This window comes from Pseudomonas sp. GM_Psu_1 (genome assembly GCF_026544185.1).
Taxonomy (GTDB): domain Bacteria; phylum Pseudomonadota; class Gammaproteobacteria; order Pseudomonadales; family Pseudomonadaceae; genus Chryseomonas; species Chryseomonas oryzihabitans.
Genome location: NZ_JALNUX010000002.1, coordinates 76265 through 99236 on the forward strand (window position 1 = coordinate 76265; position 22972 = coordinate 99236).

Annotated in this window: 26 protein-coding genes; 13 read left to right on the top strand and 13 right to left on the bottom strand. The window is 66.0% G+C overall.

Translation table 11 applies throughout. From position 1 onward, the window contains the following. Positions 1–53: 53 nt before the first annotated feature. From OXS31_RS03030 to OXS31_RS03040, 3 genes are all read right to left on the bottom strand, one after another. Entirely contained in the window at positions 54–518 is a 465-nt protein-coding gene (locus OXS31_RS03030; RefSeq protein ID WP_007159112.1) for a membrane protein, read from the bottom strand. 133 nt (positions 519–651) lie between these two features. Continuing rightward, complete coding sequence (gene pdxH, locus OXS31_RS03035) at positions 652–1299, bottom strand: pyridoxamine 5'-phosphate oxidase (protein ID WP_027596869.1); 648 nt, start codon at positions 1297–1299, stop codon at positions 652–654. An 80-nt stretch (positions 1300–1379) separates the two neighbouring features. Then, complete coding sequence (locus OXS31_RS03040; RefSeq protein WP_267397911.1) at positions 1380–2225, bottom strand: OmpA family protein; 846 nt, start codon at positions 2223–2225, stop codon at positions 1380–1382. A 254-nt stretch (positions 2226–2479) separates the two neighbouring features. On the opposite strand from OXS31_RS03040, the gene OXS31_RS03045 reads away from it, so the two are divergent. Both OXS31_RS03045 and OXS31_RS03050 read left to right on the top strand, forming a co-directional pair. Then, on the top strand, positions 2480–2899 hold the full coding sequence (locus OXS31_RS03045; RefSeq protein ID WP_044342729.1) for a hypothetical protein: 420 nt from the start codon (positions 2480–2482) through the stop codon (positions 2897–2899). 256 nt (positions 2900–3155) lie between these two features. Continuing rightward, the gene (locus tag OXS31_RS03050; protein WP_027596872.1) at positions 3156–3749 is read left to right on the top strand and encodes an NYN domain-containing protein; all 594 of its coding nucleotides are present in this window, start codon (positions 3156–3158) and stop codon (positions 3747–3749) included. Between the two features lie 18 nt (positions 3750–3767). On the opposite strand, the gene OXS31_RS03055 is transcribed toward OXS31_RS03050, so the two are convergent. From OXS31_RS03055 to OXS31_RS03070, 4 genes are all read right to left on the bottom strand, one after another. After that, on the bottom strand, positions 3768–4913 hold the full coding sequence (locus tag OXS31_RS03055) for a serine hydrolase domain-containing protein (RefSeq protein WP_077172228.1): 1146 nt from the start codon (positions 4911–4913) through the stop codon (positions 3768–3770). 135 nt (positions 4914–5048) lie between these two features. Next, positions 5049–7193 (bottom strand): ATP-dependent DNA helicase DinG, encoded by a 2145-nt coding sequence (dinG, locus tag OXS31_RS03060; RefSeq protein WP_267397912.1) that lies wholly within the window; start codon positions 7191–7193, stop codon positions 5049–5051. A 135-nt stretch (positions 7194–7328) separates the two neighbouring features. After that, the gene (locus OXS31_RS03065) at positions 7329–7589 is read right to left on the bottom strand and encodes a DUF1145 domain-containing protein (RefSeq protein WP_007159119.1); all 261 of its coding nucleotides are present in this window, start codon (positions 7587–7589) and stop codon (positions 7329–7331) included. Positions 7590–7679: 90 nt separating this feature from the next. After that, the gene (locus tag OXS31_RS03070; RefSeq protein ID WP_007159120.1) at positions 7680–8339 is read right to left on the bottom strand and encodes an OmpA family protein; all 660 of its coding nucleotides are present in this window, start codon (positions 8337–8339) and stop codon (positions 7680–7682) included. Positions 8340–8475: 136 nt separating this feature from the next. On the opposite strand from OXS31_RS03070, the gene OXS31_RS03075 reads away from it, so the two are divergent. Both OXS31_RS03075 and OXS31_RS03080 read left to right on the top strand, forming a co-directional pair. After that, positions 8476–8973: a DUF6231 family protein gene (locus OXS31_RS03075; protein ID WP_027602728.1), complete on the top strand. Its 498-nt coding sequence runs from the start codon at positions 8476–8478 to the stop codon at positions 8971–8973. Position 8974: 1 nt separating this feature from the next. Then, positions 8975–9448 carry a YchJ family protein gene (locus tag OXS31_RS03080; protein WP_077172226.1) on the top strand — a complete coding sequence of 158 codons (474 nt, stop codon included), beginning with the start codon at positions 8975–8977 and terminating at the stop codon, positions 9446–9448. A gap of 12 nt (positions 9449–9460) precedes the next feature. Here OXS31_RS03080 and OXS31_RS03085 read toward each other — a convergent pair whose 3' ends face one another. Continuing rightward, positions 9461–10027, bottom strand: a complete 567-nt coding sequence (locus OXS31_RS03085; RefSeq protein WP_108581410.1) for a hypothetical protein — start codon at positions 10025–10027, stop codon at positions 9461–9463. A gap of 169 nt (positions 10028–10196) precedes the next feature. On the opposite strand from OXS31_RS03085, the gene OXS31_RS03090 reads away from it, so the two are divergent. Together OXS31_RS03090 and OXS31_RS03095 are read left to right on the top strand one after the other, a co-directional pair. After that, on the top strand, positions 10197–10679 hold the full coding sequence (locus OXS31_RS03090; RefSeq protein WP_027596881.1) for an LEA type 2 family protein: 483 nt from the start codon (positions 10197–10199) through the stop codon (positions 10677–10679). Position 10680: 1 nt separating this feature from the next. Continuing rightward, complete coding sequence (locus OXS31_RS03095) at positions 10681–10878, top strand: SEC-C metal-binding domain-containing protein (RefSeq protein ID WP_007159125.1); 198 nt, start codon at positions 10681–10683, stop codon at positions 10876–10878. A gap of 57 nt (positions 10879–10935) precedes the next feature. On the opposite strand, the gene OXS31_RS03100 is transcribed toward OXS31_RS03095, so the two are convergent. After that, a complete protein-coding gene (locus tag OXS31_RS03100; protein ID WP_027596882.1) occupies positions 10936–12429 on the bottom strand; it encodes a RimK family protein in 1494 nt (497 codons plus the stop codon). Positions 12430–12568: 139 nt separating this feature from the next. Between OXS31_RS03100 and OXS31_RS03105 the strand changes: the two genes are divergently transcribed. The 3 genes from OXS31_RS03105 (at position 12569) to yghU (ending at position 15651) form a co-directional block, all read left to right on the top strand. Further along, positions 12569–13663, top strand: a complete 1095-nt coding sequence (locus OXS31_RS03105; RefSeq protein ID WP_027596883.1) for a GNAT family N-acetyltransferase/peptidase C39 family protein — start codon at positions 12569–12571, stop codon at positions 13661–13663. A 66-nt stretch (positions 13664–13729) separates the two neighbouring features. Continuing rightward, complete coding sequence (locus OXS31_RS03110) at positions 13730–14632, top strand: AraC family transcriptional regulator (RefSeq protein WP_027596884.1); 903 nt, start codon at positions 13730–13732, stop codon at positions 14630–14632. Positions 14633–14817: 185 nt separating this feature from the next. Continuing rightward, positions 14818–15651 (top strand): glutathione-dependent disulfide-bond oxidoreductase, encoded by an 834-nt coding sequence (yghU, locus tag OXS31_RS03115; RefSeq protein ID WP_267397913.1) that lies wholly within the window; start codon positions 14818–14820, stop codon positions 15649–15651. Between the two features lie 39 nt (positions 15652–15690). Here yghU and OXS31_RS03120 read toward each other — a convergent pair whose 3' ends face one another. Continuing rightward, a complete protein-coding gene (locus OXS31_RS03120; RefSeq protein ID WP_144955336.1) occupies positions 15691–17082 on the bottom strand; it encodes a CoA transferase in 1392 nt (463 codons plus the stop codon). 162 nt (positions 17083–17244) lie between these two features. Between OXS31_RS03120 and OXS31_RS03125 the strand changes: the two genes are divergently transcribed. The 3 genes from OXS31_RS03125 to OXS31_RS03135 all read left to right on the top strand — a co-directional run bounded on the left by OXS31_RS03125 (position 17245) and on the right by OXS31_RS03135 (position 19464). Further along, positions 17245–18288 carry an SDR family oxidoreductase gene (locus OXS31_RS03125; RefSeq protein WP_267397914.1) on the top strand — a complete coding sequence of 348 codons (1044 nt, stop codon included), beginning with the start codon at positions 17245–17247 and terminating at the stop codon, positions 18286–18288. 85 nt (positions 18289–18373) lie between these two features. After that, positions 18374–18913 carry a thioredoxin domain-containing protein gene (locus tag OXS31_RS03130; RefSeq protein ID WP_267397915.1) on the top strand — a complete coding sequence of 180 codons (540 nt, stop codon included), beginning with the start codon at positions 18374–18376 and terminating at the stop codon, positions 18911–18913. Between the two features lie 113 nt (positions 18914–19026). Further along, entirely contained in the window at positions 19027–19464 is a 438-nt protein-coding gene (locus OXS31_RS03135; RefSeq protein ID WP_267398223.1) for a YqaA family protein, read from the top strand. A gap of 76 nt (positions 19465–19540) precedes the next feature. Here OXS31_RS03135 and OXS31_RS03140 read toward each other — a convergent pair whose 3' ends face one another. The 3 genes from OXS31_RS03140 to OXS31_RS03150 all read right to left on the bottom strand — a co-directional run bounded on the left by OXS31_RS03140 (position 19541) and on the right by OXS31_RS03150 (position 21730). Further along, the gene (locus OXS31_RS03140; protein ID WP_267397916.1) at positions 19541–20314 is read right to left on the bottom strand and encodes a lipopolysaccharide biosynthesis protein; all 774 of its coding nucleotides are present in this window, start codon (positions 20312–20314) and stop codon (positions 19541–19543) included. Positions 20315–20843: 529 nt separating this feature from the next. After that, the gene (gene uraH / locus OXS31_RS03145; protein WP_027602718.1) at positions 20844–21242 is read right to left on the bottom strand and encodes a hydroxyisourate hydrolase; all 399 of its coding nucleotides are present in this window, start codon (positions 21240–21242) and stop codon (positions 20844–20846) included. Positions 21243–21253: 11 nt separating this feature from the next. Then, positions 21254–21730 (bottom strand): heme-binding protein, encoded by a 477-nt coding sequence (locus OXS31_RS03150; protein WP_267397917.1) that lies wholly within the window; start codon positions 21728–21730, stop codon positions 21254–21256. 366 nt (positions 21731–22096) lie between these two features. Between OXS31_RS03150 and dapA the strand changes: the two genes are divergently transcribed. After that, a complete protein-coding gene (gene dapA, locus OXS31_RS03155) occupies positions 22097–22972 on the top strand; it encodes a 4-hydroxy-tetrahydrodipicolinate synthase (RefSeq protein ID WP_278895023.1) in 876 nt (291 codons plus the stop codon).

Genomic DNA, 22972 nt, shown 5'->3' on the forward strand with positions numbered 1-22972 from the left:
TCGGACGCCCGTTCTGGAAGGGCATGGACGTACCTTCGGGTACGCCCGGCGGATCAGTTGGGCGCGACGCGGCTGGTGCCGTTGACGGTCAGGATGCGCACCCGCTCGCCCACGCGGAAGATCTCGCCCTTGTTGACCGCCTGCACGTAGGCGCGGGAGCCGCCGTCGTCTTCCTTCACGGTGATCTCGACCCCGTTGGCCTTGGTGAAGCCTTCTTCGGTGGCGGCACCCAGCAGGCCGCCGGCCACTGCACCGATGATGGCGGTGACGAAGCTGCCACGACCGCCGCCGATGGCGCTACCGCCAATGCCACCGACCACGGCACCGGCCCCGGCGCCCACCGGCGACTTGGTGCCCTCGATGGTGACCGGGCGCAGGGCGGTGATGGTGCCGGTACGGACCGTCTGCACCTGCCGCGCCTCATCGCGCGAATAGACGTCGCCGGACTGATCGGAGGCGCAGCCGGCGAGCAGGGCGACGGCGGTCAGGGAGGCGGCGAGCTGAAGGACTCTGTTCATGGGGCAACTCCAAGGGCAGTTGAAAGACACTGGCCGTACCGGGCAGCGGTACTGGCGCAGATCGCTATTATCCTTGACCCAGGGCGTCCGGGGAGGTTTCCGGCGACTGTAACGCCGGTACCTTGCGAACGCCTTAAGGTGCCAGGCGCTGGCGCTGCCACTCGCCTTCCACGCGCCGGTAGTCCAGCCGGTCATGGAGGCGGCTGGAGCGGCCCTGCCAGAATTCGATGCGTTGGGGCATCAGACGATAACCACCCCAGAACGGCGGGCGGCTCGGCTCACCGTCGGCGAAGCGCTGCTGCACGGCGGCCAGGCGCTGCTCCAGCTCGTGACGATCGGCGATGACCTGGCTTTGCGGCGAGGCCCAGGCACCCAGGCGACTCCCCAGCGGGCGGACCCGGTAGTAGGCGTCTGATTCCTCGGTAGAGACCTGCTCCACCAAACCCTCGATGCGCACCTGGCGCTCCAGCGCCGGCCAGAAGAAGGTCATGGCCGCCCGGGGTTGCCTGGCCATCTGCTGGCCCTTGGCGCTGTCGTAGTTGGTGTAGAAGACGAAGCCCTGGGCATCGACGCCCTTGAGCAGCAGCACGCGGCAATGCGGCTGACCCTCGTCATCGACGGTGGCCAGCCAGCAGGCGTTGGCTTCGACGGGAGGCTGCTCGGTGCGCACCGCCTCTTCGAACCACTGCCCGAACAGGGCATAGGGATCCGCGGGTGCCTGGGCTTCGGTCAGGCCGTCGCGGGTGTAGTCGCGACGCATATCGGCGAGGGACGGTGACATGGAGGTCTCCTGCTAGGTCGTTGTCGACCTAGCTTAACCAAGTCCCGCCCCGCTCGCCTGCTTCAGGACAAGCTTTGCGGCTAGCGCGCGGCCAGGGATTGCAGGCTGGCCAGCACGGTGGCGCGCGGCTGGATCAGCACCTCGACGCGGCGGTTGGCGGCGCGGCCGGCGGCGGTGGTGTTGTCGGCACGCGGATGGGCGGCCGCCAGACCCCGTACGATCAGGCGATTGCCGCTGTAGCCACTGAGACGGAAGATCGCCGCCACGGCCTGGGCGCGCTGCAGGCTGATCTTGTCGTTAAGCGCGGCGGCACCGGTGCTGTCGCTGAAGCCGAGCACGATGACGGCGCTGTCTTCATCCACGCTCACCGACTTGGCCGACCGCGACAGCGGGCCGAGCATCACCGGCAGCAGCATCTCGGCGCGATCCGGGTTGAAGGAGCCGTCCACCGGGGTCACCAGCACCAGGGCATCGTCGCGACGCTCGACCTTGACGTTGCTGCCGGCCACGGCGACGCGCAGCTTCTGCTCGTGCTCGTCCAGCCAGGCCTTGCTGACCTTGACCGGTACCGGCTTGAGGACTTCCGCCTTGGCAACGGGTTTGACGTCTTCGCTGCCGAAGGGCCACCACCAGTGACTGCCCTTCTCGCCGGCTGCAGCGGTCTGCTCCGGCTTGGCCCCCGGCGCCTTCGCCGCGACCTTGGCTTCGGCCTTGGGCTCGGCGGCCTTGGCCACCGGCTTGACCGGCTCGGCCGCCTTGTCGCTGCCGCCGAACGGCCACCACCAGTGGCTGCCACTGGCGGCGGTGCTGGCCTGGGCATTGCCCGGCTTGGCGGGGGCGGCGGCCTGGTCGCCATTTCCCTGGAAGGAGCTGCAGGCGGATACGCCCATGCAGAGAATGAGGGTGGTGGATTTGATCAGCTTCATGCAAAGTTTCCCATCGGCGAGCCGGAGGACAGAGTGAATCAATGCCCCGGCCAGAGCCGGCGGCACGAGTGAACTTAAAGTAGTTTCGAGATTGTGGCCGCAAACCTACGCCGGGCAAAGCGGTGGAGTCACGAAATTTGCGTATCCGCCGACCAGTGGCGTGTCTTGAGCCACGCCTCGACCAGATCCATACAGGTCAGGCGACAATCGAGATCCGTGGGCGCAAGGTCGCCCGACCAGCAGGAGGCTTGGGCATGGAAGACTTCATCGATGTCGCGACCCTGAAGGAACTGGCCGCCACCGCTGCAGCCATCACCCAGGCCTGCCATTGCCAGCAGCGGGATCTGTCGGGATGGACAGCCTGGCCAGTGGGTTATCGGGAAGCGGATTTCGCCCGAGTCGGCACCCTGGCGCGCCACGCGCCCGAGGAGTCGACCCTTGCGGAGTATCACCCGACGGGCACTCACTACTGGGCTAGCGCCGCCCCGATCGCGCCGCGCTTCTATCCCTGCAACCAGAGCACACTATGGCGGTGCCTGGGCTGCCAGCGGCTCTACCTGCGACATAACGATGACGGTGCTTACCACGTAGCACCGCGAATCCGGCTGCTGCAGCCGACGCTGATCGTCGATGCCGCCCACGCCGGCGACGGGCGCGACAGCACGGCGATCTGACTACGCCAGTGCCAGCCGGCCTCTGCGCTGAAGCTGCTACCAGCGGCCTGGCACGACGCTCGTACCGAACTGGTGGTCGCCTCCCCCGTCGCCTGGAGCGACGCCTTCACCCTCGCGGGCGCTCTAGCATGCGCCCCCTGGAATTCCTTTGCGTTACCTGAGGCGCAAACCGGGAATTAAGCCCACAATAGGCACCGCGTATCCCGCGTGCGGGTGTGCGCCCATCAACGGTAGAAAACCTGGTCCCAGCAATACGATGGCTACTACAACTCGAACGGGCGTCGCCTGGTTTGTCGACGGCGCCTACGCCCTGAGCGCCTGGAATGGTTCGGTATATGGCGCCAAATTCGACTATCTCAAACTGCGGCTTTTCATCGAGCAGGATGCGGGCGAACCCATAGGCGACGCCTACTACTTCAACTGCGACAGCGATCCGCCCACCGTCGCCCAGACCAACTTCAACAAGTTTCTCAGCTCGGCCCCACCCAAGGGCGCCGGTCTCAGGGTCAAGCTCTACTGGCTGCAGAGCAAGGCCCACGAATGGCCGGCCTCGGCAGGCGGCGGCCCGATCCTGCATCCGGTGACCGGCGAGCAGTACACCACCAAGAGCCAGAAGGGCGTCGATGTCGGCCTGGCCTTCAACCTGATGCGCTCCCATGCCAAGCGCGGCTGGAAGAAGCTGTACCTGGTCGCGGGCGACGGCGACTTTCACGAGGTGGTGCAGTACCTGGTGGAAAACGAAGGGGTCGAAGTCACGGTGATAGGCGCGCACTTCTCCATCAGCGGCGAGATCGCGCCCTATGTCCGGGTGATCGAATTCAAGGACATCGAGGCGGCCATCGCCCGCTAGCCGCCCGTCGCGAGGCCCTTACAGGCACTCCCCCACCGCGCGCGCCAGGGCCTGGGCGCGCGGATCCATCAGCACATAGGGGCCGAGGGTGTTGGTGACGAAGCCAAAGGCCACCTCGCGCTCCGGATCGGCGAAGCCGGTCGAACCGCCCGCCCCCGGATGGCCAAAGGCCTGGGGGCCTAAGCCGTAGGTGGCATTGGCCTGGTCGTGCTGGTCGAGCATGAAGCCAAGGCCGAAGCGGGTCGGCGTGAGTAGGGTGCGGTCCTCGCCCTGGCTGTGCTCCACCAGGGCCTCGCTAAGCGTCTCCCATTCCAGCAGATCGCCGGCCAGCAGACCGGCATAGAAGCCCGCCAGGCTGCGCGCATGGCCATGGCCGTTGGCGGCCGGCTGCTGGAAGCGGCGCCACTCCGCCTTGTTGGTGCTGGTGAGCACCCCGGACGGATTGCCAAAGGCCAGGGTCGGCAGCGCCGCCGGATCGCTCATGGTCGTCTTGAGCAGGCGCTGCGCCGCGGCGTCGCCCAGCACGCCTTTTCCACGCACGATATGGGCGACGCGTTCGTCTTCGCTGGCCGGCAGGCCGATATGGAAATCCAGGTCCAGGCGCCCGGCGGTACGGCCGACGATGGCCTCGCCCGGGCTACGGCCATCAGCGCGCCGGATCAGCTCGCCGAGCAGCCAGCCAAAGGTGATGGGCGCATAGCCATGGGCGGTGCCAGGCGTCCACCAGGGAGCCTCGGCGGCGACCGCGGCGGTCATGGTGTCCCAGTCGTACAACGCATCCCCAGCCAGGCGTTCGCGCAAGGCGGAAACGCCGGATCTGTGGCTGAGCAACTGCCGCAGGGTGATGTCGGCCTTGCCGGCGGCGGCGAACTCCGGCCAGCGTTCGGCGACCGGGGCATCGAGGGCCAGCTTGCCCTCCTCCACCAGTTGCAGCGCCGCCACCGTGGTGAAGGCCTTGGTGCAGGAGAACAGATTGAGCAGGGTATCGGTGTGCCAGGGCGTCTGGCCGTCCTTGTCGGCCATCCCGCCCCAGAGATCCAGCACCGTTTCACCGCCGACCTGGACGCACAGCGCCGCACCGCGGGTCTGACCGGCTGCGAGCAATTCGGCGAAGGCTTCGCGGACGGATTCGAATCTCAGGTCGTGATAGCCGTGGACGGTCATGGGGGCTCCTGGGGGTTTAAGGTGTTTACCGATAGCGCTGACAGGGAGTTTGGATAGGATCGCGGCCATGGGCCGCTCCTACGGTTAGGGTTACCTGTAGGAGCGGCCGCATCGGCGGACCGCCATGGCCACGAATTACTGGATCTCCCGCCGGAACGGCGGCAGCGCATTGAGGATGGCCTTGCCGTAGCGCTGGGTCACCAGGCGGCGATCCAGCAGCGAGATGGTGCCGCTGTCCTGCTCGGTGCGCAGCAGCCGGCCGCAGGCCTGGATCAGGCGCAGCGAGGCGTCGGGCACGGCGATTTCCATGAATGGATTGCCACCGCGCGCCTCGATCCACTCGGCGAGGGCGGCTTCCACCGGATCGTCGGGCACGGCGAAGGGAATCTTGGCGATGACCACGTGCTCGCAATAGGCGCCGGGCAGGTCGACCCCCTCGGCAAAGCTGGCCAGGCCGAACAGTACGCTGGCCTCGCCATCGTCGACGCGCTTCCTGTGCTTGTTCAGGGTCTCCTGCTTGGACAGGTTGCCCTGGATCAGCACCCGCTTGCGCCAGTCGCGCTCCAGGCCGTCGAAGACGTCCTGCATCTGCCGCCGCGAAGAAAACAGCACCAGGGCGCCACGCGCGCCGTCGAGCATGGCCGGCAATTCGCGAACGATGGCCGCGGTGTGCTCGGCGGCGTTGCGCGGATCGGCCTTGAGATCCGGCACCCGCAGCACCCCGGCCTCGGCATGGCGGAACGGACTGGGCACCACCGCGGTGGCCGCCGACCGCGGCAGCCCGGATCTCATGCGAAAGCGGTCGAAGGTGCCCAGGGCGGTCAGGGTCGCCGAGGTCACCAGGGCGCCATAGGCGACGTTCCACAGGTGGCGGCGCAGCATCTCCGCGGCGAGGATGGGGCTGGCGTTGACCTCGATGTCGTACAACGAACCCGTTTCGGCGAGGGTCATCCAGCGCGCCATGGGCGGGCTGTCTTCCGGATCCTCGCAGGTAAAGGCCGTCCATAACTCCCAGTTGCCCTGGGAACGCGCCAGCAGACTGCCGAACAGCGGATACCACTCCTCGGCCTGGTAGCTGGCCAGGCCGATGCTGGATTCGCCGTCCATGGCCTGCTTGAGCATCTCGGTCAGACGGGTGAAGAGGTCGGTGAGCTTGGCGAAGCCTTTCTTGAGCTCGACACCCATTTCCCGCAGGTCTTCGGGGATCACCCCGCCGACGAATCTGTGCCGCGGCCGCTCGCGGCCTTCCATGTCCTCACCCGCGCGGAAATCCGCCAGCGCCTCGCAGGCGGTGAACATGAATTGCTGCTGGGTGCGGATCTCCCGCGCCAGTTCCGGCACCTGCTCCACCAGCCGGCCGAGATCGCCCGGCAGCGGGTGCTGGGCAAGAAGCTTGATGAGGTTCTTGGCGATCTGCTCCAGCCATTCGGCGGTGGATCTCAGCCGGGTGAAATGGGCGAAGTGGCCGATGGCCTTGTCCGGCAGGTGGTGGCCTTCGTCGAACACATAGAGGGTATCGCGCGGATCGGGCAGGATGGCGCCGCCGCCCAAGGCCAGGTCGGCCAGCACCAGGTCATGGTTGGTGACGATGACATCGACCTTGGTCATGCCTTCGCGGGCCCGATAGAAGGCGCACTGCTGGAAATTCGGGCAATGGCGATTGGTGCACTGGCTATGATCGGTGGTGATGCGCGACCACTGGACGTCCTCGATGGCTTCCGGCCAGCTGTCGCGATCGCCGTCCCAGCGATTGCCGGCCAGGCGCTCGATCATCTTGCCGAACAGTTCGTTGGACGCCTCGTCCACATCGATCTTGAAGCCATCCTCGGCGAACAGCTGGGCCGTGGCGTTCTGCGCCTGGCCCTCCTGCAGCAGCATGTCCAGCTTGGACAGGCACAGATAGCGCCCCCGCCCCTTGGCCAGGGCGAAGCTGAAGGACAGGCCGCTGTTGCGCAGGATGTCCGGCAGATCCTTGTGCACGATCTGCTCCTGCAGCGCCACCGTCGCCGTGGCGATCACCAGGCGCTTGCCGGCCGCCTTGGCCGCGGGAATGGCGGCCAGGGCATAGGCCACGGTCTTGCCGGTTCCGGTGCCCGCCTCCACCGCCACCACGGCGGGCTCGCCTTCGCGATGCCCCTCCTCGTCCTGGGCGATGGCACCCAGGCCCTTGGCGGTCTCCGCGATCATCAGCCGCTGGCCATAGCGTGGCTTGAGCGACTTGGCTTCGAGGAAACGCGTGTAGGCGCCCTGGATCTGGGTCTTGAGTTCGGTGCTGAGCATGCCTGGTTCCGGGCGATGGCGAAGCAGCGCCACGTCCGGCGGACGAGCGCTGTATGCATCTACAGTAATGGATCTTGGGCGCTATGATAACGCGCCTGTCGTCAGGATGCGCCCGACGTTGAGGTCGCAGGCCGCTCAGGCCACCGGCAGCTGCGGCGGCAGCCGATGAAAGGCGCCAAAGATCAGCAGGCTCAGGCGGTCGAGCCAGGGATGGCGACGCAGGCGCAGGGCACGACGACTGGCGAAGACTTCACCCAGGTGCAGGAGCAGCAGGGCCAGGGCCACCAGGGCGAGCAATTGGGGGAAAGGACGAGCGAGAGGCAGAGCGATGGCGGCGGCTGCGGCGAGCCAGAACAGCAGGAGAAGAACTTTGCCGGTAAGGGACAGGGTTTTCATGGATTCCAGCAGGAGGACGAGATGGATCGGACCATAACGCCTGGAGCCGGAAAAAGTAAAGGCGGCGGACCAGGGTCCGCCGCCGATGCATCACTCGCGGTCGATCTGGATTTCGACGCGGCGGTTGGTGGCGCGGCCTTCAGCGGTCTCGTTGGTGGCGATCGGCTGACGCTCGCCCATGCCCTTCACGGAGACGATGCTGGCTGCCGGCACACCGGCCTGGATCAGGTAGTTGCTGACCGACTTGGCGCGACGCTCGGACAGACGCTGGTTGTAGGCGTCGGTACCCTTGCTGTCGGTGTGGCCGGTGATCGACAGACGGGTGCTGGCGGCTTCGCCACGCAGACGACCGGCGATGCCGTCCAGCTGAGCCCGGTCTTGAGCATCGATGGCGGCGGAGTCGAAGGCGAAGTGCAGATCACGGGCGGTGATCACTTCCTGCTTCGGCAGCGGGGCCGGTGCGGGAGCCGGTGCGGGCGCCGGAGCCGGGGCCGGAGCGGGCTCCATGCGGGCGACCTGTTCGTTGCCCTTGCCATGCACCCAGCAATAGGCGCCGGCGGTGGTACCTATGCCCAGGGCCGCCATGCCGGCGACGTTACCGCTCTGGGTAGCGCCGGCCGCACCGCCGACCAGCGCGCCGACCGCAGCGCAGACCGGCCAATCGGATTTCTGTACGCCGCCCGCACAACCAGCCAGCACGGTGCTTGCCAGGATGAGGGGTAAAGCTGTCCTTGCGATGCTCTTGCTCATGAAGGGGTCTCCTATAGACCAGGTACCGCGAGTTGTGCTCGTCTTTCGTTTTATGGCGCTGTCAGACTAATGGTGGCGTACACATCTTGACAACGCTGGTTGCTTAGTCAATCGCGATTTGATTAGGGTTCCCTTAGTGGCAAACATATTCTCGTCCCGTACCCCGCAACAGGCTCTGGCAAGCCTGCTCGAGCATCATCAGCCCAGGCGCCTGCTCTGTGTGGCGCGCGAACCGCTGCCGGCGCTCGCGGCCTATGCCGAGGCCCATCCGCACTGCCAGCTGGTGCAAGCGACGGTGCCTCTGGATGATCCCAGCCTACTGGCCGAACGCTACGATCTGGTGATCGTCGCCGACTGCCTGGAACATCTGCCGCTGCGCCAGGGGCGCGAGTTGCTCGGCGGCTTGCGCAACTTCAACACCTCGCGCCTGGCGGTGCTGGTGGACCTGGCCGCCAGCGAATGGCAGCTGACGGATTTCTACGCCCTGGCCCTGCAGGCCAGCGAGCGCTTCGCCCGCGATGGCCAGGTGGTCACCCTGTTCAGCTATGATCTGCACGACTACAAACAGGTCCCGGACTGGCTCAATGCCAAGTTCTGGGCCAACCCGCAGAATTTCGGCAAGTACTGGTGGTGAGATGCAACCCATGGCCCCCTGCCCCTGTGGCTCGGAACGTCCGCTCGGCGACTGTTGCGGCGTCTTTCATGCCGGCACGCCGGCGCCCGATGCCGAGCGCCTGATGCGTTCGCGCTACAGCGCCTATGTGCTGGGCTTGATCGACTATCTGGTGGCCACCACGGTGCCTGCGCAGCAGGGGCAGCTGGACAGGGAAGCCCTGACGGCCTGGAGTCTGGGCAGTCGCTGGCAGGGGTTGCAGGTGCTGGAGCATCGCCCCGAGCCGGGCGATCCTGACCATGCGCGGGTCAGCTTCGTGGCGCGCTGGGAGGACGGCCGCGGCGCCCATCGCCATGAAGAGCGCTCGGGCTTCGTCCAGCGCGAGGGGCGCTGGTACTTTCTCGATCCGACCGTACGCCCGCTGCCGGGTCGCAACGACGCCTGCCTGTGCGGCAGCGGCGCCAAGTTCAAGAAGTGCTGCGCCGGCTTCCTGTAACGCCGGCCGTGCTCACTCCCTGACCAGCGTCAGGTGATCGGTATCCGGGACCGCCACGGGTAGCGGCTCGGAGGCCGGGCCCAGATCGCTGCCCACCGGCGCCAGACTCAGGTGCGACAGATCGACCCGCGGCGGCGCCACCGGTGCGGCCTCGTCCTGGAGATCGGCGCCCACCGGTGCCAGGCCGAAATCCGGTGCCTGGACATCGACGAAGGCCGCCATCACGGCATCGCGCGGTGCAACCGACAGGGATCCGCGCTCCGCGGACGGTGGCGTGGCGGTCGCCGTGGTGGCCGGGGTCGGTTCCCGCGGCTCGACGGGTGCGGCAGCCGGCTCGACCGTCTCGGCCATGGGCGCCACCTCGACCCGTGCCCCGGCCTGGGCCAGGGTGGCGCGATAGCGCTCGGCGGTGGCGGCGTCGAGGCGATTCTTGATGATCATGCGACGACCGGAAAAGAGCACGGCGATGCGCTGTTCATCCGCCTGAAACAGACGCATCAGATTCTGTCGGGTCTGCTGCGCATCGGCGCCAGCGACCAGCTCGCCCTGGAAGGCGATTTCATAGAGCACGGCGGACATGACGACCTCCTCGGTCACGGCAAGAGCTGCAGGATGCAACGTCGCGCCGGAGGGGTCCAGTCCGCATGGTCGCCTGGCCCAGGCGTTTTTTTGTTAGCCTGTGCCGAAGCGGCCCCGACTTGTGCAGCAATCGGTGCTTGTTAAACTGCGCAGAAAACGGGAGTGCCGCATGCTTCGCCAGGCCTTGTTCATCACCCTGCTCGGCGTCTTGCTGAGCAGCCTTGGCGGTTGTACCTACATCGGGCGCAACTATGAGGAGCCCCAGGTCGAACTGACCGGCGTGGAGCTGATCCGCGCCCGGCTGTGGAGCCAGGACTTCGTGCTGCACTTCCGCGTCCAGAATCCCAACGACAGCGCCCTGCCCGTGCGCAGCCTGGCCTATACCGTCTACCTGAACGATCTGCTGCTGTCCCAGGGGACCGCCAACCTGCATTCGTCGGTGCCGGCCAATGGTCAGCGCAGCTTCTCGGTGCCGGTGCAGACCAATCTGTGGCGCTACGTGAAGGACGTCGGTCGCATGCTGGAAGACCCCAACCAGCCGATCAACTATCGGCTGCGCGGTCGGGTGAAGACCGGCTGGCTGTTCGGGCGCAGTGTCCATTTTTCTCGCCAGGGGCAGTTCGTGCCTGGCGCCTACATCCCGGAGTTATGAGATGAACCAACACGTCCACGGTCCCGATTGCAATCACGACCATGACCACGATCACGGCCATGCCCACCATGTGCACGGCCCGCACTGCAACCATGGCCCGGCCCAGGAGCCGGTGCGCAATCCGCTGAAGGAAGTGGGTCGCAACGATCCCTGCCCGTGCGGCAGCGAGAAGAAATTCAAGAAGTGCCACGGCGCCTGATCGCGCTTTGAGCGACGGGTGAGGCCCTGCCCTCACCCGCTCCGCGACCCTGGCGCCTTACCAGGGCTGTCCGCCGCGCTGCGACTCCAGCCGCCGGATGAATTCCTCCAGCACCAGGGCGTAGAGATCGTCCTTGAGCACTAGATCCTCGACCCCGCAATCGATGTTGGGGTTGTCGTTGACCTCGATCACCGCCAACTTGTCGCCCGCCTGTTTCAGATCCACGCCATAGAGACCATCGCCGATCAGGTTGGCTGTGCGTACCGCCAGCTCGACCACCGCATGGGGCGCGTCCTGCACCGCCAGGGTGCGGAAATCGCCACTGACCTCGGTGGCGCTGGCGCTGTGGTCATAGATCTGCCAGTGCCCCTTGGACATGAAGTACTGGCAGGCAAAGATCGGCTCCTGGTTGAGCACGCCGATGCGCCAGTCGTATTCCGTATAGAAGAATTCCTGGGCCAGCAGCAGTACCGAACGCTCGAACAACTCGGCGCTGGCCTTGCGCAGCTGCGCGGCGTCCTCGACCTTGATGACGCCACGGGAAAAGGAGCCATCGGGAATCTTCAGCACCAGCGGAAAGCCCAGGCGTTCGCCGAGGCCTTCGAGTTGGCCGGGATTGTCCTTGTAGAGGATCTCGGTCGCCGGCATGTCCAGCTTGTGGGCGCGCAGCAGGTCGGCGAGATAGACCTTGTTGGTGCATCTCAGGATGGAGCGCGGGTCGTCCATCACCACTAGCCCCTCGCTTTCGGCCTTCTTGGCGAAGCGATAGGTGTGGTGGTCGATGGCGGTGGTCTCGCGGATGAACAGGGCATCGAATTCGCCCAGCCGCGCGTAATCCTTCTTTTCGATCAGCTCCACGTCCAGCCCCAGGTGCTTGCCGACGCGCACGAAGTTCTTCAGTGCCTTGGCATCGGAGGGCGGAAACGCTTCCTTGGGGTCGTGCAGGATGGCCAGGTCGAAGCGGTACTTCTCACGGCGCCCCGGCTTGAGCCAGACGCGGCGACTGAAGCCGTCGAGGGCGTTGGCGAAGAGGTCTTCCTGCTGCTCGTGCAGCTTGTGGATGCTGCCCAGCTTGAGGCCGCCGATGTGCCAGCCGGCGCGGTCGCGGCGGAATTCCACCAGCAGCAGCGGACAGGGAAAGGCTTCGAACACCTGGCGCGCCAGGTCCTGCAGGGGCGCGATGTCGGTGTTGCCGAAGTAGAGCGTGAGGGTGAAGCCATCGGCGCTGCCATAGGGATGACCGGCCAGCGCCTTGGTCAGCAGCTTGTCCAGGTCCTCCAGCGCCAGGCCGTAGAGGGACTTGCGCGCCAGTTCGCTGATGGTGCGCACCGAAGGGATGACCTTGTGCCCGCGGGCTTCGGCGAGCAGCGAGCAGTAGTAGCCGTGGCCGAGGTACTTCTGGCTGCGGCACAGGTTGATCACCTGCACGCGTTTGCCATTGTCCTGTTCGTTGGATTGCTCCAGGTATTCCTGGGCGGTGATGACGTCTTCGCTGGGATAGTAGGACGACCAGTCTTCCTTGCGTTCCACGACGATATACAGCTTGCTCACTGGACCTCCTGGTTGCGGGGCGTGGTCCCGGCGGAAACCCGGATGCCGCCGGACCACTCCAACTGTTGTAACGCGGGTGCTATTAACCGTTGCTTAACCATGCCAGGCTGCCCGCTCTGCTCCAGGAGAATCCTTCGCGATGAGTTTCATGCTCAGGCCCGCCGGGCTGGACGATCTGGCGGCGCTGGTCGATCTGGAAGCCCGCTGCTTCAGCTATGACCGCCTTTCCCGGCGCAATTTCCACTACATGCTCACCCGTGCGAACGCGGTCCTGATCCTGGCGGAAAATGACCGCCAGGTGGCCGGCTACGCCCTGGTGCTGTTCCACCAGAACACCTCGCTGGCGCGGCTCTATTCCATCGCCGTCGATCCCGAGGCCCGCGGTCATCGCCTGGGCCAGCGCCTGCTGGAGGCTGCCGAAGCCGAGGCGGTGGAGCGCGATTGCGCCTACCTGCGCCTGGAGGTCCGGCCGGACAACGCCGCCGCCATCGCCCTTTACGAGCGCAACGGCTATCTGCCCTTCGCCACGGTGGAGGACTATTACGAAGACCACAGTCAGGCGCTGCGCTTCGAGAAGCGCATCCGCCAGCCGCGCGAAGGCCAGGCCCGCCCGGTGCCCTTCTATCGCCAGACCACCGATTTCACCTGTGGCCCGGCCAGTCTGCTGATGGCCATGGGCGCCCTGCAGCCGGGCCGCCCGCTGGAACGGCGCGAGGAACTGCGGCTGTGGCGCGAGGCTACCACCATCTACATGACCGCCGGCCACGGCGGCTGCGGGCCCCATGGTCTGGCCCTGGCTGCGCTGCGCCGCGGATTCAAGGTCACGTTGCAGGTCAATACCCGGGGGCCCCTGTTTCTCGACGGCGTGCGCAGCGAGGAAAAGAAGGAGGTGATGCGCCTGGTGCACGAGGACTTCAGCGCCGAGGTCAAGCAGTCGCCCATCGAGCGCCTGTACCGGACGCGCCTGGACATCGCCCATTGGGTCGACCAGGGCGCCTTTCCGCTGGTGCTGATCAGCTCCTTCCGCCTGACCAAGGCCAAGGGGCCGCACTGGGTGCTGGTCACCGACTGCGACGAGGACTTCGTCTACCTGCACGATCCCGATGTCGACCACAGCCAGCATCGCCGCGAACTGGATTGCCAGCACATCCCCGTGTCCCACGCCGAGTTCGACAAGATGAGTCGCTTCGGCCGCGGCAAGCTGCGCGCGGCGGTGATCCTGCGCACCGGCTGAACCCGGGGTTGCGACGGACGTCGAACAGGGCCAGGATCAAGGCCAACAAGAACGACGGGGCGGTCCATGAGTCAGTCCTTGCGCAAGCGCAATCCCTCCTACGAATTGATGGAGGACCTGAGCGGTCACTCGGTGATCTACCGGGAGCATGGTTTTCCCTGCCCGCTGGTGCGCTGGCATTTCCACAAGGAATACGAGCTGCACCTGATCGTGGCCAGTTCGGGGACCGCCTTCATCGGCGACTACATCGGCAACTTCTATCCGGGCAGCCTGTTCCTTACCGGGCCGCATCTGCCGCACAACTGGATCAGCCGCGTCGCCGAGGGCGAGGTGGTGGCCAAGCGCGACATGCTGGTCAACTTCACCAACGAGACGGTGGACAACGCCACGGCGGTGTTTCCCGAACTCAGCGGCCTGGCGCCGCTGCTGGAACGCGCCCGCTACGGCATCGAATTCCAGGATCCGCAGCTGATCGCTCGCGCCGAGGCCTTGCTGCAACAGATCTCCGAGAGCGGCGGCGCCACCCGTCTCGGTCATTTCCTGGTACTGATGGAGGCACTGGCCACCTCGGAGCGCTACCAGCTGCTGTCCGGCAGCGTCGAGCCGGCCACGGCCAGCGAACAGGCGGTGGATCGCACCAACCGGGCGCTGAATTTCATCTTCGATCACTACCAGCGTGATTTCACCCAGGAAGAAGTGGCCGAACACCTGGGCATGACGCCCACCTATTTCTCGCGCTTCTTCCGCCAGGCCACCGGTCGCACCTTCGTCGAATTCGTCAACAGCCTGCGCATCAGCAAGGCCTGCGAGATGCTCTCCCACAGCAGCATGCCGGTCACCGACATCTGCTTCGAAGCCGGCTTCAACAACATCTCCAACTTCAATCGACGCTTCCACCAACTCAAGGGCATGACCCCACGTCAGTACCGCACCCTGACGGTACAGCGGCTGACCGAGCAGAACGCCTGAACGGCCTGTCGCGTCTCGGTCCTGCGGCGTCGAGCGGGTCTGTGATCAGCAGCCGCCCTTGAGCCCTGCTGTCGTATGAATGCGAGACAGGGTTTATCGCCAGCTTGCGAGCCATTGAACAGACCGGACGCAAAGTTCGGTTATGATCGAACTACCAACCCTTGCCGACTGAGGCCAGTGCCACCATGACCGAATCCTATACCCCCCCACGCGTCTGGACCCCCACCACCTCCGGCGGCAACTTCGCCAGCATCAACCGCCCCATCGCCGGCCCGACCCACGACAAGGAACTGCCGGTCGGCGAGCATCCCTTCCAGCTGTATTCCCTGGGCACGCCCAACGGCATGAAGGTGACCATCCTGCTGGAGGAATTGCTGGCGGCTGGTCATGCCGACGCCGAATACGACGCCTGGCTGATCCGCATCAGCGAGGGCGACCAATTCTCCAGCGGCTTCGTTGAGATCAATCCGAATTCCAAGATTCCGGCCCTGGTGGATCGCCGCGGCGCCGAGCCGCTGCGCGTCTTCGAGTCCGGTGCCATCCTGCTCTATCTCGCCGACAGCTTTGGCGCCTTCATCCCGAAGGATCACGCCGGTCGCACCGAAACCCTGAACTGGCTGTTCTGGCAGATGGGCTCGGCGCCCTTCCTGGGCGGCGGCTTCGGCCATTTCTACGCCTATGCGCCGGAAAAGCTCGAATACCCCATCAACCGCTACGCCATGGAAGCCAAGCGCCAACTCGATGTGCTCGATCGCCTGCTGGCCGAGCGCACCTATGTGGCCGGCGAGGAGTACGGCATCGCCGACATCGCCATCTGGAGCTGGTACGGCAATCTGGTACTGGGCCAGCTGTACAACGCCGCGGAATTCCTCTCGGTACAGGACTACAGCCACGTGCAGCGCTGGGCCCAGGCCATCGCCGCCCGGCCGGCGGTGCAGCGCGGTCGGCGGGTCAATCGCACCTGGGGTAAGCCGGGTGAGCAACTGGCGGAGCGGCATTCGGCCAGCGATTTCGATTAATCCGGCAGAGCGGACGGCGGCGGCATCTCTCCGCCGCCGCTAGCGACTCCAGTCCGCGGTCGCGGAGCCAAGACGAGTCGCGGGGCGACGCCACTGCAACTCGACCTCGCCGATCCTCAGCGGCGACCGCAAGCGCAGCGCCGGCCCCCAAGCGGTCGGCTCTTGCGTCTCGCCATAGTCGCCCTCCTCCGGCCCTCCATACGCCGGACCACCACTCGCGCCCGGTCGCTCGGTCAGTAGTACGGCGGTACGGGCAAGGGACAGTCGCGCCGTCATAGCTCGCCGCTCCCGCTGACGCAGCGCCAGCCCGCGAAGGGCGGCGGCCGCCATGAGGTAGCCGGTAGCATGATCGAGCGCCTGCACCGGCAAGGGCACCGGCTGCTCACCGCCCTGCCACTCACGACCCGCTGCGGCGATACCGCAGGACATCTGCACCAGGCTGTCGTAGCCCCGACGGAGCGCCCAGGGACCGCTCCAGCCATAGGCGCAGAGCGAAATATCGATCAGCCCGGGATTCAGCGCGCGACGTGCAGCGACGCCGTAGCCCAGTCGCTCCAGCGCATCGGCGCGATAGCCGTGGACCAGGATGTCTGCCGAGGTCAGCAGCGCCTCGAATCGCTGGCGATCGGCGGGGCGCCTGAGGTCCAGTCGCGCGCAGCGCTTGCCCAGGGTCACCTCGGGTGCCTGGGCCGGTTCGTCCCAGTCGGGCGGATCGATCCGCAGCACCTCGGCGCCCAGCCCGGCCAGCAGGCGGGTGGCGATCGGCCCGGCGAGGATGCGGGTCAGGTCGAGGACGCGGATGCCCTGCAACGGACGCTGTGGATCGGGCCGCCAATTGCTGGCGATATCCGCGACTGTCCATTCCTGAGCGATCAGCGGTTCGGCGCCAACGGCCTGCCCCTGGGGATGCGCCTGCCACTCCGCCTGGGTGCGCAGCTTCGCCGCGCAGCCGCCCGCCGCGACGATGGCCGTCTCCAGGTCTTCGCCCGACCCGCCCGCCATGGCCTGCGCCACGGCGTCATGGCTATTGCCACAGCCCAGCACGGCCAGGGCGCGCTCCCGATGATGGGGCGCATTGGCGTGCAACCGTAGCCAGCCGTCGCGGGTACGGTAGTCGCCGGTGATCGCATCCCAGACGGCGGGCAATTCCCAGCCCAGGGGACGCAGGGATGTCTTGAACCAGGCCGCGGCCAGGTGCCGGTCCACCTGCACCGGCAATCCGGGTGCCCCTTCGGCCAGCAGGTCGCCGGCGGCCAGGCCGGCGACCCCGATCGCCGCCGTGGCGAGGTCGCTGACCGGAAAGCAGGAGGCCAGGCTGTCGTTGCCCCGGACCTGCAGGTTTGCCGCCTGGGCGGCAGACAGATCCAGGGCGGTGACGAGTTCGCCGAGCAGGGATTGAAAGACGGCAGGCGTACGGGACGGATGGGTCAAGGCGCGGTCCTCCGCGGCAGCAGGCAGTGCTCTCACAGTAGCCCTGCTTGCGCGAGCAGGACACCGGCGTTCGTCCGTCTACCGTCCAGCCCGACACGGGGACAAATCGCCCTCTGCCTGGGTCTCCCCTTCATCAGCCCACCCACGCTATCGGGAGACCCCATGACCGAACGACAGCTCCTCATCGCCGGCGCCAGCGGCATCATCGGCCAGGCCGTGCTGGAAGCCTTTGCCAACGCCGGCTGGTCCATCAACACCGTCGGCCGCTCGCGACAGGCACCCAGTCGCTTTCCGCACCTGACCGCCGACCTGCTGGACCCGGCGAGCCTGGCCGCGGCCAAGGCCCATCTCGCCGGTGTGACCCATCTCTTCTACAGCGCCCTCAAGCCCAACCCTGACTCGGGCGTCGAGGCGGACGAAAACGCCGCCATGCTGGAGAACCTGGTCGCCGCAGTGCGTAGCGCTGGCGCGCCTCTGGCCCGCATCACCTTCGTCCAGGGCGGCAAGATCTACGGCGCCCACCTGGGGGTGTACAAGACCCCAGCCCGCGAGGATGACAGCCGCCACTTCCCGCCCAACCTCTATTTCCGCCATGAAGACTTCGTGCGCAGCCTGGAGGCCGACGGCATCCGGTGGACCGCCCTGCGCCCCGACATCGTTATCGGCCACTCGCTGGGCTCGGCCATGAACCTCGGCAACCTGATCGGTCTCTATGGCGCGCTGTGCAAGGCGACCGGTACCGCCATGCAATTCCCCGGAACCGAGCAGGCCTATCGCGGCGCCTTGGTCAACGTCACGGCCGCGCCGCTGCTGGGCGAAGCCGCGGTCTGGGCCGCCGAAGAGCAGCGCGATGGCGCCTTCAATCTCACCAACGGCGATGTCTTTCGCTGGAGTCACGTCTGGCCACAGCTGGCCGACTGGTTCGGGCTGGACGACGGCGAGCCGCAACCCATCTCCCTGGCTCAGCGCCTGACCGCCCTGAAGCCGGTCTGGCAGGCGCTGGCGCAGCGCGAAGGACTGGCCGAGGCCGATCCCGAGCGGATCGCGCCCGGGGCCTTCGGCGACTTCATCTTTCATGTCGAGAAGGATGCCATCTTCGATGTGACCAAGGCGCGGCAGGCCGGCTTCGGGCAGATGATGCTGAGATCGGACGAGGTCCTGCTCGCGCACCTGGAGGACATGCGTCGGCGGCGACTGATTCCCTGAGGCATCCCGCGCCGTCCCGACTGAGGCAAAACGCCCGGGACGGCGTGCGGTCTCAACCCCAACGTCTCGCCATTGGAGTCCTACCTTGTACGCCGACACCCTCACCTGGGGCCATGGCCCCCACACCTTCGAAGTCTTTCTCGAGCCCACCTGCCCCTTTTCGGTCAAGGCCTTCAACAAGCTGGACGACCTGCTGGCCCAGGCCGGACCGGACCGCATCACCCTGAAGATCCGCCTGCAATCCCAGCCCTGGCACCTGTTCTCCGGCGTCGTGGTGCGCTGCGTGCTGGCCGCCGCCGCCCTCGAAGGCGGCAAGGAAAGCGCCAAGGTGGTGCTGGCAGCGGTGGCGGCCCATCGCGAGGAATTCGAGTTCAAGGATCACGCCACCGGGCCCAATCGCGACGCCACACCCAATGACATCATCGCGCGCCTGGAAGGCTACAGCGGCCTGGCCCTGGCCGATGCCTTCGCCAATCCGGACCTGCAGCACGCCATCAAGTGGCACTGCAAGTACGCCCGGCAGAACGGCATCCACGTCTCGCCGACCTTCATGATCGATGGCCTGGTGCAGCCCGATATCAGCAGCGGGGACTCGGTCGCGGACTGGCTCGCGCGGCTGGAGTGAGCACCGGGGCTCAGGATCGCGAGGAGGCATAGTCCGGTCCCTCGCGCTATGCTCCGCGGCTTCCCCTCGACCCGAGACAGCCTCCTCATGGCCTGCCCTGCTGGAGCTCCATCCTGGAAGCCCTGAGCGTCTACCTGGGCCTGGCCGCCCTCGCCTTTGGGTCGGCCACCCTGTTGCCCCTGCAATCGGAAGCGGCCCTCGCCGGGCTGCTGCTCACCGAGCGCTATGCCACGCCCCTCCTGCTGCTGGCCGCGACGCTGGGCAATGTCGCCGGCTCGACGCTGAACTGGTGGCTGGGCACCCATCTCGAACGCTTTCGCCCACGCCGCTGGTTTCCGCTGTCGCCGGAGCGCCTGGCGCGCATCCAGGCGGCCTACCAGCGTTGGGGCTGGTGGTCGCTGCTGCTCAGTTGGACCCCCGTGATCGGCGATCCCCTGACCCTGGTGGCCGGGGTGATGCGCGAACCCCTGTGGCGCTTTCTAGTGGTGGTGAGCCTGGCCAAGGCCACGCGCTACGTCGTGGTCTGGGGTCTTACCCTGGGCTGGCAGTGATCGAGCGCAGCAGCCAAAGGTCCGGCGGTCCCTGCCATCCAGACCTCTCGATGCGCTACCGAAACATCGAGCGCGCTCAACTGGCCTGACGGGTCCGCTGGCCCAGCCAGCCCGCCTCGACGGCGGCCAGGTCGGCGCGTGGGATGAGTTGCGCAGGAATACAGCTGCAGCGCGACAGATTGAAGACCTGGCGGCCCGCGGCGGTCATGACGTCCTGCATGACCTTGAGCCCCGGCAGGATACGGTTGTGCAGATGCTCGTCCAGCCCACAGGGCGATCTCGCGTCCGCGCCGCCTTCGTAGAAGCGTGGAGCTCGGGCATTGAGGTCGACACCGGCCAGATAGATCTTGGTAAAGCCCAGGTGATAGGCCAGTTGCAGGGCGATGAAGGCAACGGTCCGGACATCGAAGATGCCGTAGTCCATGTCCCGGCTGAAGCCGATGTCGCGCGCTCGGCGACTGAGCAGGGTGAGCGTGCGTTCGGCCTGGTCGCGCTCCAGCCCGAGGTAGTGTTCCAGCCGGGTACTGGGCGCTCGTCGCAACGCGTGAGCCTTGGCCTGCCGGCTTTCCGCCAGGCTTTCGATCGCCGTCGGCCACAATGCCAGCCGCTGCGCCTGCTCGAGCCCGCATTCATAGAGTTCAGGTTGCTGCTCGGCAAAGCTCAGGTCGCTGCAGACGTAAAAGAGCGGACGGATGCCGCTCCCGCTCAGCTTGGCGATGGCACCGTTCATGGTGATGATCGGCACGTCCTGCCAGGCGTCCAGGTTGAGTTCGGCAGCCGAAGGTCCGGAGGCCAGCAGGAGCACCGGGCCCCGTTGACTGTTACGCAGGGGCGCGAAGTCCCGGCTCACAGCGGCGAGCCACCTGGACGCGCGTCATCAAGGACCTTGTACAGGCGGTTTGAAAGCTGCTCGAGTGGCATGCCATCAGCTCCCTATCGGCGATGACGAAGGTAATTAGTCATACATAATCAACGGCGCCGATAAAAAAGTAACCGGGCACCCTCATGAATGACGCTATCAACGCTACGTTTTGCCGCTTAGGACTCACTTAAGAGACCCGTACCGAATGAGGCACTCATAGCAATTAGAAGACTTGTCCGTGAGCCAGTAGGAGCCGAGGTGGCCCAGGGCCTGGAACGATCCGAAGATCCGCCCTACCCCCACCGACATCGCGGACGACCCATTACCCCTTAGCGGAGATGCCGCTCCTATGCTCAGGAATACCGCGCGGAGAGGCGCCATTCGTGCAGGGCCTCGACCGCTCGCGAATGGCCTTCACCAAGCATGGCAGGATCCCAGCGCTGGAATTTGCCGCCAACCGCACTGTGCCTGCACGAGCGCGGTGGACAGGCGCGAGGACCGACGCCTCGCCGGCGAACTAGGAACCGCGGTAGGTGCTGAAGCCATAGGGGCTGAGCAACAGCGGGATATGGTAGTGCTGCTCCGGCTGGGTGACGTCGAACACCACCGGGATCTCGGGGAAGAAGGCGCTGCGGCCCTGCTGGCGGTAGTAGTCGCCGGTCTTGAAGACCACGCGGTATTCCCCCTTCTCGAAGGTCTTTTCCTTGGGAAACAGCGCCGGCACCCGGCCCTGCTCGTTGGTGACCTCTTCCGCCAGCGGCTGCCAGCCCTGCCCCACCTGACGTTCCAGGGTCACATGTACGCCGGCCGACGGCTTGCCGTCTTCCAGGTTGAGCACATGGACACTCAGGGGGTTAGGTGCGGCGACCGCGAAGCCGGACAGGGCCAGGCCGGACAACAGAACGAACGTCTTCATGAAAATCTCCTTCAAGGATGAGAGGTGAGGTTGAGGTGTTCAGCAGCCGCCAGCGCACAGCGCTCATCCGCCCCGCCACCGCCGGCACCGGCGATGCCCAGGGCGCCGACCAGCTGGTCGCCTTCGTAGAGGGGGATGCCACCGCCCAGCAGCAGCAATTCGGGCAGGGTGACGAGATTGGCCGCATCCGGGTTCTGCCGGGCGCGCTCGGCCAACGCCTGTGACGGGGTGCGGGTGGACAGGGCAGTAAAGGCCTTGCGCCGCGCCGCCTCGGCGTTGTGCGGTCCGACGCGGGTATCGCGTTGCAGGAGGATCAGTTGACCGCTGCGGTCGAGCACCGCCAGCGCGGCGCTGCAGGGCGCGGCCTCTGCCAGTCGCTGCGCGGCAGCAAGGTCGAGATCGGGATGCTGCGGCAGCGCCGCCTGCGCCTGACCGAGCAAGGCAGCGCCCAGCAGCGTGACGGTTAGGGAAGAAAGAAAGCGCGACATGATTGGAGGTCCAGGAGATGACCTCGCCAAATTATCCTGATCGTTCGGTCAGGAACGGGTACTGCGGGATGACAATTTTGTCAGAGGGATCAGCGGGATAGCTTGCCGGACCCAACAGGCACCACTCCTTACCCATAGCTTGAACATTCGTCCCTTCAGACGCGTGAAGGCGCCGCGCCGAGGCTGCCATTACGTTTATCCGTCTCTATTGCCGAGCAATCCGAGTCAATAGTTGCTTCGCAAATGAGCTATTGCCTTTAGAGGTGCACAGGCTCATCGAACGCGCAAAATCGTCAGACCACTATTGATCGATTAGATCAAAACATGCTTTATTGTGATCAGAACAATCACAAGGTAGGCATGACCATGAAATTCCGCGGCATCGTTCCCGCCCTCGTTACCCCTTTTGACGCCCAGCAACGTGTCGATGAAAACGCTTTGCGCGGTTTGATCGAAAACCTAATCGGCGCTGGCGTCCATGGCCTGTTCGTACTGGGTACCAATGGCGAATTCTTCGCGCTCTCCGAAGCCGAGAAGCTGCGTATCGCCGAGCTCACGGTAGACGCCGCGGGCGGCCGGGTCCCCGTGGTCGCCGGTACCGGCGCCTTTGCCACTCACGAAGTGATTGAACTGAACAAAAAGATGGCGGATCGCGGCGTCGATGCCCTTTCGGTGATCACGCCCTACTTCAATGCCGTCAGCCAGAAAGAGCTGATCACGCATTACGAAGCCATTGGCGACGCCTCCCCGCTGCCGCTCATGCTCTACAACATTCCGGCCAAGACCGGCATGTCGATCGGCATCGGCGCTGTCGCCACTCTGAGCCAGCACCCGCAGATCAAGGGCATCAAGGACAGCGCCGGCAACTTCGACGCCCTGGTGCAGATGATGAAGTACCGCAGCGACGACTTCGCCGTCTTCGCCGGTACCGACTCCCTCATCTACTGGAACCTGCTGGCCGGCGGCGATGGCGCCGTGGCCGCCACCGCCAATGCCGTGCCCCAGGTGGTCATGACCATCTGGAACGCCTTCCAGGCCGACGACCACGCCACCGCCCGCGCCGCCCAGGAAAAGCTGCGGCCGCTGCGCGATGCCTTCGCCCTGGGCACCATGCCGTCGGTGCTTAAAAAGGCCGCCGACCTGCTCAACGTCCCGGTCGGTCCCTGCCGCGCCCCGGTGGCAGCGCTGGACGAAGCCACCGTACACAAGCTCGAAGGCCTGCTGGCCATCTACCGCGACTGA